We start from the raw sequence: 12,367 nt of genomic DNA, 5'->3' as shown, positions 1-12,367 counted from the left end.
TCGCAATCCCAGTCAAAAACAAAAAGGCCCCCGATATCACGGGGGCCTTTTTGTATCTGAGACCGCTTAAGCTGCCTGCATCGACTGCGCTTCGGTCAGAATGGCATATAACTTGACCGGATCAGGATTGGCCCGCAGTTTTGCGCAGACCGACGTGTCGCGCAGGGTGCGGGATACCAAGGCAAGCGCCTTCAGGTGATCCACCCCAGCCTCTTCCGGCGCGAAAAGAGCAAAGGCGATATCAACCGGCTGGCGATCGACAGACCCGAAATCAATTGGCTTTTCCAGCATGACAAAGACGCCCGAAACGGATTCGAGCTCGGACATCCGCGCGTGCGGTAGGGCGACGCCATGCCCAACACCGGTTGGCCCCAGGCTTTCCCGCTCGAGCAGCCCGTCAACAACAATCTGGGCGGCAAGGCCCAGGGTCACCTCAGCTACGTCGGCGATTTCCTGAAACAACCGCTTCTTGCTGGAAGCGGCGGACAGTACGCGAACTGCTTCGGGCTTCAGTATGCTCGAAAGCTCCATGATCATGCTCCACGGCGACGCCCCCGCATGTGCAGGGGCATGCCTTTGCTATTCTTGCCTGTTACGGATCAATCCAGCCGATATTACCGTCTTCCCGACGGTACACGACGTTCAATCCGTCCTTGTTTTCATTCCGGAACACCAGCACCGGGGCACCAACCAGTTCCATCTGCATTACGGCTTCACCAACACTCAGCGACGGTATCTTGGTTTCCATCTCGGCCACAATCATCGGTTGCAGAGAATCGGGCTCCGCCGCCGACTCAGACTCGTCAGAGGCGAGGATATAAGACGACGCTCCAAAGAGTTCAACAGGCTCAGACCGATCCTTGTGATGGTCTTTCAAACGCCGCTTATACCGGCGCAGCTGAGTCTCCATCTTGTCGCAGCAGCCTTCGAACGCCGCATAGATTTCGGTCGCGTGGGCCTTGGCCTGTGCAGTCAGACCAGTGGAAAGATGCACGGTAGTTTCGCATACATATTCATGCGCTGAACGGGAAAAGACGACGTTGGCATCTGTCGGACGCTGGGCATATTTGCCCACAACTTCGCCCAGTTCGCTCTGAACGTGAGTTTGCAGCGCCGCACCGATGTCGATCTGTTTTCCGCTGATTTGGTAACGCATGTGATCTCCTTCACAATTCACACCCATTTTGACGTAGCGTAACGCGACGTGTGTGTTTTTATCGGGTGGGGGGTAGGGACATTCCTTGCAGTAGCCGTAACGTTCCCCCTTTGAAGAAGGAGCATCGTGATCCAGACGGGAACCGAAGAAATGCCATGACCCAATTGAGGCAAGAGACGGCGGAAGAGTCAATCAAAACAGACGTGTATATACGTGATTTCCGCCATGCAATCGGCGCATTTCTGCGCAAGCTCATGAAATCCGGAAGTTTTCACCCAAATAGACGCGGCGGACGTTTTCGTTTTCGACCACTTCGTCGGGGGTTCCCGACATCAAGACCTGCCCGTCATGCAGGATGTACGCCCGGTCCACAATTTCCAGCGTTTCTCGCACATTATGGTCGGTGATCAGAACCCCGATGCCGCGCTTTTTCAGATCGGCCACAAGGTGGCGGATATCCCCGACGCTGATCGGGTCAACGCCCGCAAAGGGTTCATCCAAAAGCAGATATTTCGGATCAGCGGCCAGACAGCGCGCGATCTCGACCCGACGGCGCTCACCGCCCGACAAAGCCAGCGCCGGCGCGCGGCGCAGGTGTTCGATCGAAAAATCCGACAGCAGTTCCTCAAGCCGTTCCTTGCGACGATGGGCGTGCTTAACAGTGATATCCAAGACCGAGGCGATGTTGTCTTCCACACTCATGCCGCGAAAAATCGACATTTCCTGCGGCAAATAACCGATACCCAACCGCGCACGACGGTACATCGGCAGGGTCGTTACTGTCTGTCCGTCAATCGTGACCGTACCCGCTTCGGGGAACACCAATCCGGCGACCGAGTAGAACGTGGTGGTCTTGCCTGACCCATTCGGGCCCAGCAGCGCCACAACCTCGGACCGGTCCAGCGTCATCGAAACATCCCGGATCACGGTCTTCTTGCGGTAAGATTTCCGCAGTTTGTCAATCTTGAGACCAGAAGTGCCCTCTGCCACCGTCAATTCAGGACGCGCCATCAGTTGCCGCCCTGCTGCAGGATCGTTTTGACGTTGCCGGTCATTGTCGCCGTGCCGGTGGTTAGGTTGGCATTCATCTGATCGCCGCTGATTGTGCTGGGCCCCTGCGTCAGCAACACATTGCCCTTCATCACAATCACGCCGGAGTCGATCGTGTATTCAGCCCAATCGCCCTGCGCCGCATCTGGGGGGCTGATCAGAACCACGTCGTCGACCGCTTCCATCCGCTCGATACCCGAGCGTTCTTCGTTATAAACAACCAGAACCCGTTCGGCCGTCAGGCGCATCTCACCTTGAATGACGATCACATTGCCCAGAAACTCGGCTGACCCGTCCTCTTGGTTGACGTTCAGGGTTTCCGAGGTCACCTCGACCGGCTGCGTCGGGTCAGCTTTCACGGCGCCAAACGCGACCTGAGCTTCCTGCGCTGCTGCAGAAAAAGCACCCAGGGTCACAACAAGGCAAACAAGGACAAATCGAAAATCGAACACAGGTTATCTTTCTGCTTTTTCCGGGTCGTATATCAGCTTCACGCCGTCTGTAAAAATAATATGGACCGGTCCGTCCTTTTTTTCCGTACCAAACGTCATGCCGCCTGCGGAAAAGTTACCGATGATGCCGGTGCCGTTGACCTGCCCCGGCGCATCGCCGCGGATTTCGTCCAGCGCGGTGTTCAGCAGATCGGTCGTGATTTCAGTTCCATCCGTCGAGGTGATGACCACATCACCCACAAAGGTCGCAGTATTCTTGTCCGGTCGGATCATGCCAGAATTGGAATCCAACGTTATGACGCCGCCGTCCGACAGGCCCAGGCGTCCTTTGAATTCCGCGGCAGTTGGGACGGAGGCCTCGGTTCCTTGTGTGGCCCTGACTGCCTCTATCTGAACATCTTCACCTTTTCGCGTGGTGCCTCGGTATTTGGGGTTCGTCACAACCTGATCAGCAAGCCGCTCATCAATGTCTTTCTGACTAAAGGGAACAGACACATTGGTGTCGATCGTGCGCGACAACAGGAACACGGTGGACAGCATCAAAATTGCCACCAGCGGCAGCAAAACCTTGAGAAACTGTACCCTGCGAGAGTGTCCATCCACCGCGCGACCCTCCCGTCTAACCCAGCCCGACGCGCAGGCAGTCGTGGATATGCAGGATACCCTGCGCACGCCCATCAGTTTCAGGATCTACGACAAACAAGCAAGTAATCTTAGGTTTTTGCATTGTCATGAGCGCGACCGCAGCTTCAGCCAATTCGTCGGGGCCTACGGTACGCGGATTTGCAGTCATGACCTCTTCGGTGGTCTTGTTCAACAACCCGTCCATGTTCCGGCGCAAGTCACCATCGGTCACAATGCCAACCAGTCGGCCTTCGTCGTCGGTCACGCCAACGACACCAAAGCTCTTCTGGCTCATCACCAAAAGCGCCTCACTCATAGGAGTACTAGTAGTAACAAGAGGCAGATCCTCGTGCATCAGGTCGCGCACTGTGGAAAGCTGCGCGCCCAGCTTGCCACCAGGGTGGAAGGCACGGAAATCTTCTGGCTTGAAATCGCGGTAATTCATCAGCGCGATTGCCAGCGCGTCTCCCATCGCCAGCGTTAACGTGGTCGAGATCGACGGCACCATACCGAACCCGCAGGCCTCGCCCAATGAGGGGATCAACAGATGCACGTCCGCCTGTTTCATCAGCGTGCTTTCGGGCTTGCTGGACAGACCAATCAACGGGATGCCGAAGCGGCGGGTAAAGGCCAGCAGGTTGGCCAGTTCCGGCGCCTCACCTGAATTGGAGATGGCCAGAACCACATCGCCTTTCGACACCATACCCAAATCGCCGTGGCTTGCCTCGGCCGGATGCACGAAATAGGCGGGCGTTCCGGTGCTGGCCAGCGTGGCCGCGATCTTGTGGCCGATATGGCCCGATTTTCCGATGCCGCTGATGATAATGCGGCCCGGCGCCTGCAGGATCAGTTGCAGGGCTTCGGCAAAGTCTTCATTCAGGCTGTCGGCCAACACGTCAAGCGCGCGGGCTTCGTCGGTGACGACCTGGCGGGCGGTTCTCAGGAATGCTTCGGTATCGGTCATGAGTGCGCAAAAATATCCGTTTCAGGCCAACCGGCGAGGTCAAGTTTCGCACGCATCGGCAGGAAGTCAAAACACGCCTGCGCCATCTCGGTGCGGCCTTCGCGGGCCAGACGCCCGTCCAGTGCTTCGCGCAGTTGATGCAGGTACAAAACGTCCGAGGCCGCATATTCCAGCTGCGCATCGGTCAGGGTTTCCGCCCCCCAGTCGCTCATCTGCTGCTGCTTCGAGATATCGACGCCGATCAGCTCTTGGCACAGGTTCTTCAGCCCGTGACGGTCGGTATAGGTGCGCACCAGGCGGCTGGCGATCTTGGTGCAATAGACCGGCGCGGCCAGTGCTCCGAACGTGTGATACATCGCGGCAATGTCAAACCTGCCGAAATGGAAAAGCTTCAGGACGTCGGGATTCTCCAGCATCGCGCAGAGGTTCGGCGCCTCGGTCTGCCCGATTTCCACCTGCACGATATGGCTATTGCCATCGCCACCTGACATCTGGATCACGCACAGGCGGTCACGATGAGGATTCAGCCCCATGGTTTCGCAGTCAATGGCCACAACAGGGCCCAGGTCCAACCCGTCCGGCAGGTCGTTTTTATACAGGTGGTTCGCCACGAGGGTCTTCCTTTATGCGATATCGCCCCCGAGATAGGAGGTTTGGCCCGCAAACTCAACGCTATCAATACAATGCGCCCAAGTTGCGCGGATTTCTTGACCCCGAAACGATTGGCGGGAAAATGGACTTGGGCGCAAAGCCTTGCTCGTGTTGTCGAAAGGTTTAAACAGCCGATGCTCAACATCCTGAAAAACCGCGTGTATCGCCATCTGCTTGCTGCACAGGTTGTGGCGCTGACGGGTACTGGCCTGGCAACGGTGGCGCTGGGGCTTCTGGCCTATGATTTGGCCGGGGACGCCGCCGGGCTGGTATTGGGCACCGCGCTGACGATCAAGATGGTGGCCTATGTCGTCATCGCCCCAATCGCAGCGGCATTTGCCGAAAGGCTCGACCGGCGCCGGATGCTGGTTGCGCTTGATTTGGTTCGGGCGGCGGTCGCTGTGTGTCTGCCCTTCGTGACAGAGATTTGGCAGATCTATGTCCTGATCTTCATGCTGCAATCAGCTTCAGCCGGGTTCACCCCGGCGTTTCAGGCCACGATTCCAGACGTGCTGACCGATGAGGAGGATTATACCAAGGCCCTGTCCCTATCGCGGCTTGCCTATGATCTGGAAAGCTTGCTCAGCCCGATGCTGGCCGCTGCACTTTTACTTTTCGTCAGTTTTGACAGCCTTTTCTGGGGCACCGGTTTGGGCTTTGTCGCGTCTGCTATGTTGGTGGTGTCGGTCGCGTTGCCTTCACCCAAGCCGAACAAACGCCGCGGAATATACGACCGAACCACCCGCGGCATTCGCCTTTACCTGAGCACGCCCAGACTGCGCGGATTGCTGGCCTTGACATGGACAGCCGCCGCGCTGAGCGCGATGGTCATCGTCAACACGGTTGTCATTGTGCGCGCCGATCTGGGCCTTTCGGAAAGCGCGGTTGCTGTCGCGCTGGCCGGATTTGGCGGTGGGTCGATGCTGGCGGCCTTTGCTCTGCCCCGCGTCCTGAATATCTACAAGGACCGCTCTGTCATGCTGGCCGGAGCGACCTTTGGCACCCTCGCCATGGGTCTGTCCGCCGGCTTGTTCGCATTTTCCCTGGTCTCACTAGGCAGCCTCGCAGCCTTTTGGGCCTGCATCGGCTTCGGTTATTCCGCGACACTGACACCGTCGGGCCGATTGTTGACCCGCACGGCCGGACCCGAAGATCGACCCGCCCTGTTTGCCGCCCAATTCACCTTGTCCCACGCCTGCTGGCTTGTCCTGTACCCGTTGACCGGCTGGATCATGACCAAGACTGGCCCTGCCGAGACGCTGGGGTGGATGACGATTGCCGCGGTGCCGGGGCTGATGGCGGCCTTGCTCATCTGGCCAAAGGGTCAGAAAGCCGTTTCAAAAGAACGCGCTGACACACCTTGAGCCGCCGGGCTACTCTGCTTTACACCTTGGGACATCATGGATCAGCTAGACCGCCGCATCATCGCCGCCCTGCAACACAACGCCCGCGAGTCGACGTCGAAAATCGCCGCAAAACTGGGCGTGGCCCGGACCACGGTACATGAACGGATTCGCAGGATGGAAGACAGCGGCGTGATCGCCGGGTATTCGGTGGTTCTGAACAGCCCCGAAGACGCACCACGGGTGCAGGTGGTTGTGCTTTTGGAAGTGCAGCAAAAGGAAACCACTCGCATCATCAAGCGGCTTGAGGCTTACCCCGAGGTGAAACTCTGCCTTTCGATCAATGGTGAGTTCGACCTGCTGTTGTCCGCTGAGGCGCCAAGGATCGAGGATCTGGATATTCTGGTCGACGATCTAGCTAAGATTCCGGGCGTGCTGCGCACCAATACCAGCGTTGTCTTCCGCCGTCGGATTGACCGAATTTGACGGCTGATAACCCTCTGTAAACCGGAACGCGCCTAGCTTGGCCGGGACTGATCAGAATCCCGGACCGGCAGAATGCCCTATCGTTTGTTCCTTGGCCTGAGTTTCCTTGCCCTTTGCGTGGGGCAACAGGGTTTGGCTATGTCTGACGCACGTGTCGCCCGAATTTGCGACAACGCAGCCCAGCGCGCGGCCCTGTCCGAGGGCGTTCCTTTGGACGTAATGCGTGCGATTGCGCGGGTCGAGACCGGTCGGCAACAGGACGGGCGGCTGGAACCCTGGCCCTGGACAATCAACGTCGAAGGTCAGGGGTTTTGGTTCACTTCGGAATACGAGGCCAAGTCCTATGTCTTCAACATTTTCAAGGCGGGCAAACGCAGCTTTGACATCGGCTGTTTTCAGATCAATTACCGCTGGCATGGCAAGGCGTTCCGATCCATCGACGCGATGTTCGACCCAGATGAGAACGCCACCTACGCCGCACACTTCCTGAACGAACTCTATTCTGAGCTTGGCTCATGGCCTGCCGCTGTCGGGGCGTACCACTCCCGAACGCCATCTTTAGCTAATGCCTATTCAACGCGGTTTCAGGCCGTGCTGGCCCAGCTGGATCAGTCCGTTCCCGCCCCTGACCCGAGGGCAAGCGATCCGTTCACCACCGCAGGAACGCCTCTGATCCCCGTGAACCTGCCGCAATCCAGCGGAGGCGCTCTAGGGTCGCTGGTTCCGCCATCCGGCACCTCCGCCGCCTTCATCTCGTTCAACTAGGAGACCCGCGTGCCCAAGATCGACGCCCGTTCCCTGTTCTCTCCGACCGTGCTGCTGGCGCTGGCGCTGATGACGGTCATCGTGATGATGATCTTGCCAATGCCCGCATGGGTGCTGGATGTGGGGCTGGCGGCCTCTTTCGCGCTGGCGATCCTGATCTTTACGCTGACGCTGTTTATCGAGCGGCCACTGGATTTCTCATCCTTCCCAACAATCCTGCTGGCCTCGCTGATGCTGCGCTTGTCGCTGAACGTGTCTTCGACGAAGCTGATCATCGGACAGGGCCATACCGGCCCCAACGCCGCCGGGGACGTGATCGAAGGCTTCGCCGATTTCGTCATGAGCGGCAGCATTTTCCTTGGTCTGGTGGTGTTCGGCGTTTTGCTGATCGTGAACTTTATGGTCATCACCAAAGGGGCCGCGCGTATGGCCGAGGTTGGCGCACGGTTCGCCTTGGACGGGATGCCCGGCAAGCAGCTTGCCATCGACAGTGACATGTCCGCCGGGGCCATCGACCACCAACAGGCCAAGGAACGGCGTGAACGCGAACAGCAGGAGACGACGTTTTTCGGTTCGCTCGACGGCGCGTCGAAATTCGTCAAGGGTGACGCGGTCGCGGGGCTGCTGATCACGCTGCTGAACCTTGTGATGGGTCTGATCATGGGCGTGATCGTGCACGGCATGCCCATTTCTTCAGCGTTCGAGACCTATGCCATCCTGACCGTGGGCGACGGCCTGGTGTCGCAAATCCCGGCGGTGATCATCTCAATCGCCTCCGCCCTGCTGCTGGCGCGCGGTGGCACGCAAGGGGCCACCGACAATGCCATTTTCTCGCAACTGGGTAAACACCCAGCGGCGCTGGGAACGGTTGCGATTTTGATGGTGCTGTTTTCTCTGGTTCCCGGCCTGCCCTTTCTGCCGTTCATTCTGGGCGCCGCCGTGCTCGGATACTCGGCCTATAACGTGTACCGCAAACAGCAGGCTAATGCACAGGCCGCGATGGGCACGGCACCACAGGACGACACGCCGGTCTCACAAGCCATTGGTGACATTCTGGATCTGGATGACGTGCATCTGGAATTCGCCCCCGATCTGGTCAGCATGGTCCTGAATCCCGGCACCGGGCTGGACGCGCGCATCGCCAATATGCGCACCTATGTGGCCTCGACCTTTGGTTTGATCCTGCCCGATATCCGCCTGACCGACCGCGCCGATCTGCCCATGGGCACGTATGTGGTCAAAGTGCAGGGCGTTGAACAAGCGCGTGGTGAGTTGAACCCCGATCTGGTGCTGGCACTGGTGCAGGAGGACCGCGACATGCTGCCCGACGGCACTGACGTCACCGAACCTGTCTACGGTGCCCCCGCCCGCTGGATTCTGCCCAAGGATCAAGAGGCCGCAGCGATGAGCGGGGCTACCATCGTCTCTCCGCCCGAGATTCTGGCCACGCATCTGCTGGAAATCATCAAACAGAACTTCTCGCGCCTGCTGACCCTGAAATCCCTGCGCCGCCTGCTGTCCGAGATGACGCGGCTCAGCGATCCGGTAAGGGCCGAGGCCAACCGCAAACTACTGGACGAGCTGATCCCCGACAAGGTGCCGATCGACACCCTGCACGCCGTGCTGCGACTGCTGTTGGACGAGCGCGTATCGATCCGCAACATGGCGCTGATCCTGGAAAGTGTGGCCGAAGCACGTCTGACCACCACCCAACCCGAAGGGATTTGCGAGTTGGTTCGGCAACGGCTGGGCTTCCAGCTGGTGGCCGAAATGAAGCGCGAGGACGGCTCGATCCCCCTGATCCAACTGGCCCCGGAATGGGAGGATACCTTCGCCACCTACCAGATCGACGCGCCGAATGCCGGGCTGGACGTGGCGCTGCCGCCGAACCTGTTCAATAAGCTGGCCGATGGTGTGACCGACAGCGTGGCGCAATCCGCCGACCATGGGCTGTTTCCGGCTGTTGTGACCTCGACCCGGCGGCGCAGGCTGCTGCGCACCATCATGCACGCACGCGGTATCGCCAATCCGGTTTTATCCTTCGAGGAAATCGGGCTAGAGGCGCGTCCAGCGCTGGTCGGAACGGTGCCCGCGTGATCGCGCTGCCGCCCGAGCTTTTGCCTCAGCTGGGCGAGGGCCTGTGGCATCTTTTTGCCGTTTTCCTGCGTGTTTCGGCCATGGTCTCGCTGCTGCCTGCCTTTGGCGAACGCAGCATCCCGACACGGGTCAAATTTGGAATTGCCACAGCGTTTACCTTGATTGTAGCGCCAGCGGTCTCAGCACCGATCACCCAGCCCGAGCTGCTGACAATGGTCGGCCTGGTTCTGACCGAAGTACTGATTGGAATGGCATTGGGCCTGTCCCTGCGCCTGTTCGTTCTGGCGCTTCAAACGGCCGGGTCGATTGCGGCCCAGGCGACGTCTCTGTCACAGATTTTGGGTCCGTCGGCCGCAGAACCAGTTCCTGCGATGGGACACTTGCTGACGCTGGCGGGGCTGACGCTGGCGGTGTTGCTTGGGCTGCATATCCGGGTCGCGCAGTTTCTGATCCACAGTTATACGCTGTTTCCAGTGGGCACACCTCCTTTGGCCCCGGACCTGTCGCACTGGGGTGTGCAGCAGATCGCGCGCAGCTTTGGCCTGGCCTTCGCGCTGGCGATGCCCTTCGTCATTGCCTCGCTGATTTACAACCTAGCGCTGGGCGTCATCAACCGCGCGATGCCGCAGCTGATGGTGGCTTTTGTCGGCGCCCCCGCCATCACCTTTGCAGGTCTGTTTCTGCTGTTTGCAGGTGCCCCGCTGATCCTGTCGGTCTGGTCCGATGCTCTGTTCTCCTTCATGCTGAACCCGCTTGAGGACCCGAGATGAGCGGTTCAGACGACGACAGCGACAAGTCTTACGAGCCAACGCCGCAGAAACTGCAAAAGGCGCGCGAAAAGGGCGAGGTCGCCAAATCCAACGACCTATCCGTGGTTGCCGCCTACACCGGATATCTCATTGCTTTGTTCACAGCCGGGCAATTCAGCGTGCAGCACATGGGCAGCCTGTTTGTCGTGTTGCTCGGTCAGGCCGGTGAGATAAGCCCCTTGCTGACCGATGGACCTGCGACCAGCGCAGTCGGAGGTATAGTGAAAGCGGCATTGTTTTCAGTTGCTGTCCTGTTTGCCCTGCCCGCCTCAGCCGTTTTGCTGAACCTAATCGCCCAGCGCGCGCTGATCTTTGCGCCCAGTAAGCTGAAACCCAAGCTGTCCCGCATCTCACTCATCTCAAACGCCAAGAATAAATTTGGCCGAGGCGGCCTGTTCGAATTCGCCAAAAGCTTTGTGAAACTGGTGATCTACAGCGTCTGCCTCGCGGTTTTCCTGAAAGCAAACCTGAGCGAGATCCTCTCGGCCAGCGCTGCGCCCGCGCGATTCTCGGTGATGCAGATGATGAACTTACTGTTTCGGTTTCTGTTCATCGTCATCGCCGTCGCTCTGGTGATCGGAGTGGTGGACTATCTGTGGCAATACGCAGAACACATGCGCAAGAACCGCATGTCGCGCAAGGAAATCCAAGACGAAACTAAGGATGCCGAAGGCGACCCGCACGTCAAACAGCAACGCCGTCAACGCGCGCAGGACATCGCCACCAACCAGATGATGTCGGATGTGCCAAAGGCGGATGTGGTGATCGTCAACCCGACCCACTATGCGGTGGCGCTGAAATGGGCGCGGACATCGGGCTCTGCCCCGGCCTGCGTGGCCAAAGGTGTGGACGAAGTCGCCGCCGCAATCCGCGCGCGCGCCATTGAGGCCGGCGTTCCCATTCACTCCGATCCCCCGACCGCACGCGCGCTGCACGCGGCGGTCGAGATCGGGCAGGAAATCGCGGAAGAGCATTATCGGCCGGTCGCCGCCGCAATCCGCTTTGCCGAGGCGATGCGCAAACGGGCAAAAGGACAGATCAGATGAAACGGAACGGATTACAGGACCTTTCAAAAGTCACCGAAGCCGCCTTCCAAAAGAAATACAACACGCTGCGCCCCCTGTTAGAGGCCGAAGCCCGGGTGCAGCAACAACTGGCACGGCTGGATGCTCAGATGCGGCAAACCCGCAAGGACAGCGCAGCGACCGATGGGTATCGCGTAACCGGCACAGACGTTTTGTGGAATGGGTGGGAGTCGGCAACGCGCCGCCAGCTTAACATGGAACTGGCAAGGCTGCGTGCGCAAAAGCTGACAGCGATCGAGGCGTTGCGCACCGCCTTTGGCCGCCAACAGGCTGTTGCAAACCTGTCAGAAGCTCAAAAAGTTGCGCGAAAACGCGCTTTGATCAAAACACAGTCGGCCTAAAATTCCGCGGGGATATCCGGGTCAGACGTCTTGGCGGCTGACACCCATGATCAGAACCTGCGAAACATCATCCCCCAGGTCTTTGCGCGCTGATTCAAGCAGAGCTTTGCGCAACACCAGTAGGTTGTCGGACTCCGTGAAGGCCCCATCGAAACCGCCCGTGTTCGCATGATCGAACATGACCTGCAAAAACCCATCGCGCAGCTTGGGTTCGACCGCATAAAACGCCTCGGTCATGCCTGGGGTGATCTCAAGGCTCAGCGACATGGTCACTAGCGCCTCGATCCGTTCGGAATCAACGACCGGCACCACGAATTGCTTGGTCAGCTTGAGGTATTCGTAATCACTTGAATCATTCTTTTTGCCTGCCTTTGCACCCTTTGTATTGGCAGATTTTTCCTTGGCTTTTTCCGGTTTGGTTTCGAGCATTTCCGGCTTTGAGCCATCTTTCGGCGTGGACGGTGAAAACGCGATCCCGGCACCGACCCCGGCGCCCAGACCGACCAGCAGAAAAACGACGGGTAGCAACTTCTTCATCATATCC

The 12,367-nt window shown here is 58.8% G+C and carries 15 protein-coding genes; 7 read left to right on the top strand and 8 right to left on the bottom strand.

Annotated elements, in window-relative coordinates:
* Window positions 1–66: 66 nt before the first annotated feature.
* From ACR0LN_RS17290 to ACR0LN_RS17260, 7 genes are all read right to left on the bottom strand, one after another.
* Window positions 67–531: a PTS sugar transporter subunit IIA gene (locus ACR0LN_RS17290; protein WP_480431402.1), complete on the bottom strand. Its 465-nt coding sequence runs from the start codon at window positions 529–531 to the stop codon at window positions 67–69.
* Window positions 532–592: 61 nt separating this feature from the next.
* Window positions 593–1,156, bottom strand: coding sequence for a ribosome hibernation-promoting factor, HPF/YfiA family (gene hpf, locus ACR0LN_RS17285; RefSeq protein ID WP_480431401.1), 564 nt, complete (start codon window positions 1,154–1,156; stop codon window positions 593–595).
* A 252-nt stretch (window positions 1,157–1,408) separates the two neighbouring features.
* Window positions 1,409–2,167: an LPS export ABC transporter ATP-binding protein gene (gene lptB, locus ACR0LN_RS17280; protein WP_480431400.1), complete on the bottom strand. Its 759-nt coding sequence runs from the start codon at window positions 2,165–2,167 to the stop codon at window positions 1,409–1,411.
* Window positions 2,167–2,658 (bottom strand): LptA/OstA family protein, encoded by a 492-nt coding sequence (locus tag ACR0LN_RS17275; protein ID WP_480431398.1) that lies wholly within the window; start codon window positions 2,656–2,658, stop codon window positions 2,167–2,169. The genes lptB and ACR0LN_RS17275 overlap by 1 nt, the downstream gene beginning before the upstream one ends.
* Before the next feature lie 3 nt (window positions 2,659–2,661).
* Window positions 2,662–3,261, bottom strand: coding sequence for an LPS export ABC transporter periplasmic protein LptC (lptC, locus tag ACR0LN_RS17270; protein ID WP_480431397.1), 600 nt, complete (start codon window positions 3,259–3,261; stop codon window positions 2,662–2,664).
* A gap of 16 nt (window positions 3,262–3,277) precedes the next feature.
* Window positions 3,278–4,246 carry a KpsF/GutQ family sugar-phosphate isomerase gene (locus tag ACR0LN_RS17265; RefSeq protein ID WP_480431395.1) on the bottom strand — a complete coding sequence of 323 codons (969 nt, stop codon included), beginning with the start codon at window positions 4,244–4,246 and terminating at the stop codon, window positions 3,278–3,280.
* A complete protein-coding gene (locus tag ACR0LN_RS17260; protein ID WP_480431394.1) occupies window positions 4,243–4,857 on the bottom strand; it encodes a ribonuclease D in 615 nt (204 codons plus the stop codon). Before ACR0LN_RS17260 ends, ACR0LN_RS17265 begins: the two co-directional genes overlap by 4 nt.
* 174 nt (window positions 4,858–5,031) lie before the next feature.
* On the opposite strand from ACR0LN_RS17260, the gene ACR0LN_RS17255 reads away from it, so the two are divergent.
* From ACR0LN_RS17255 to ACR0LN_RS17225, 7 genes are all read left to right on the top strand, one after another.
* Window positions 5,032–6,261 carry an MFS transporter gene (locus ACR0LN_RS17255; RefSeq protein WP_480431455.1) on the top strand — a complete coding sequence of 410 codons (1,230 nt, stop codon included), beginning with the start codon at window positions 5,032–5,034 and terminating at the stop codon, window positions 6,259–6,261.
* A gap of 36 nt (window positions 6,262–6,297) precedes the next feature.
* Window positions 6,298–6,726, top strand: coding sequence for an Lrp/AsnC family transcriptional regulator (locus ACR0LN_RS17250; RefSeq protein WP_480431393.1), 429 nt, complete (start codon window positions 6,298–6,300; stop codon window positions 6,724–6,726).
* Window positions 6,727–6,798: 72 nt separating this feature from the next.
* A complete protein-coding gene (locus ACR0LN_RS17245) occupies window positions 6,799–7,491 on the top strand; it encodes a lytic transglycosylase domain-containing protein (RefSeq protein WP_480431392.1) in 693 nt (230 codons plus the stop codon).
* A 69-nt stretch (window positions 7,492–7,560) separates the two neighbouring features.
* Window positions 7,561–9,588: a flagellar biosynthesis protein FlhA gene (gene flhA / locus ACR0LN_RS17240; protein ID WP_480431453.1), complete on the top strand. Its 2,028-nt coding sequence runs from the start codon at window positions 7,561–7,563 to the stop codon at window positions 9,586–9,588.
* Window positions 9,585–10,358: a flagellar biosynthetic protein FliR gene (locus tag ACR0LN_RS17235; RefSeq protein ID WP_480431391.1), complete on the top strand. Its 774-nt coding sequence runs from the start codon at window positions 9,585–9,587 to the stop codon at window positions 10,356–10,358. Before flhA ends, ACR0LN_RS17235 begins: the two co-directional genes overlap by 4 nt.
* Window positions 10,355–11,443, top strand: coding sequence for a flagellar type III secretion system protein FlhB (gene flhB / locus ACR0LN_RS17230; RefSeq protein WP_480431389.1), 1,089 nt, complete (start codon window positions 10,355–10,357; stop codon window positions 11,441–11,443). Before ACR0LN_RS17235 ends, flhB begins: the two co-directional genes overlap by 4 nt.
* Window positions 11,440–11,823, top strand: a complete 384-nt coding sequence (locus ACR0LN_RS17225; protein ID WP_480431387.1) for a hypothetical protein — start codon at window positions 11,440–11,442, stop codon at window positions 11,821–11,823. The genes flhB and ACR0LN_RS17225 overlap by 4 nt, the downstream gene beginning before the upstream one ends.
* Window positions 11,824–11,844: 21 nt before the next feature.
* Here ACR0LN_RS17225 and ACR0LN_RS17220 read toward each other — a convergent pair whose 3' ends face one another.
* Window positions 11,845–12,363, bottom strand: a complete 519-nt coding sequence (locus ACR0LN_RS17220; protein WP_480431386.1) for a flagellar basal body-associated protein FliL — start codon at window positions 12,361–12,363, stop codon at window positions 11,845–11,847.
* Window positions 12,364–12,367: the final 4 nt, after the last annotated feature.

Source organism: Ruegeria sp. AA6, from assembly GCF_056542865.1.
Note: the sequence above shows the minus strand (reverse complement) of the source record. Positions and strands in the feature narration are given on the sequence as shown.

What these genes read in the sequence shown, in the direction of transcription:
- ACR0LN_RS17290 (WP_480431402.1), bottom strand. Translation starts at nt 531, where the DNA reads ATGGAGCTTTCGAGCATACTGAAGCCCGAAGCAGTTCGCGTACTGTCC.
- hpf (WP_480431401.1), bottom strand. Translation starts at nt 1,156, where the DNA reads ATGCGTTACCAAATCAGCGGAAAACAGATCGACATCGGTGCGGCGCTG.
- lptB (WP_480431400.1), bottom strand. Translation starts at nt 2,167, where the DNA reads ATGGCGCGTCCTGAATTGACGGTGGCAGAGGGCACTTCTGGTCTCAAG.
- ACR0LN_RS17265 (WP_480431395.1), bottom strand. Translation starts at nt 4,246, where the DNA reads ATGACCGATACCGAAGCATTCCTGAGAACCGCCCGCCAGGTCGTCACC.
- ACR0LN_RS17255 (WP_480431455.1), top strand. Translation starts at nt 5,032, where the DNA reads ATGCTCAACATCCTGAAAAACCGCGTGTATCGCCATCTGCTTGCTGCA.
- ACR0LN_RS17250 (WP_480431393.1), top strand. Translation starts at nt 6,298, where the DNA reads ATGGATCAGCTAGACCGCCGCATCATCGCCGCCCTGCAACACAACGCC.
- ACR0LN_RS17245 (WP_480431392.1), top strand. Translation starts at nt 6,799, where the DNA reads ATGCCCTATCGTTTGTTCCTTGGCCTGAGTTTCCTTGCCCTTTGCGTG.
- flhA (WP_480431453.1), top strand. Translation starts at nt 7,561, where the DNA reads ATGACGGTCATCGTGATGATGATCTTGCCAATGCCCGCATGGGTGCTG.
- flhB (WP_480431389.1), top strand. Translation starts at nt 10,355, where the DNA reads ATGAGCGGTTCAGACGACGACAGCGACAAGTCTTACGAGCCAACGCCG.
- ACR0LN_RS17225 (WP_480431387.1), top strand. Translation starts at nt 11,440, where the DNA reads ATGAAACGGAACGGATTACAGGACCTTTCAAAAGTCACCGAAGCCGCC.
- ACR0LN_RS17220 (WP_480431386.1), bottom strand. Translation starts at nt 12,363, where the DNA reads ATGATGAAGAAGTTGCTACCCGTCGTTTTTCTGCTGGTCGGTCTGGGC.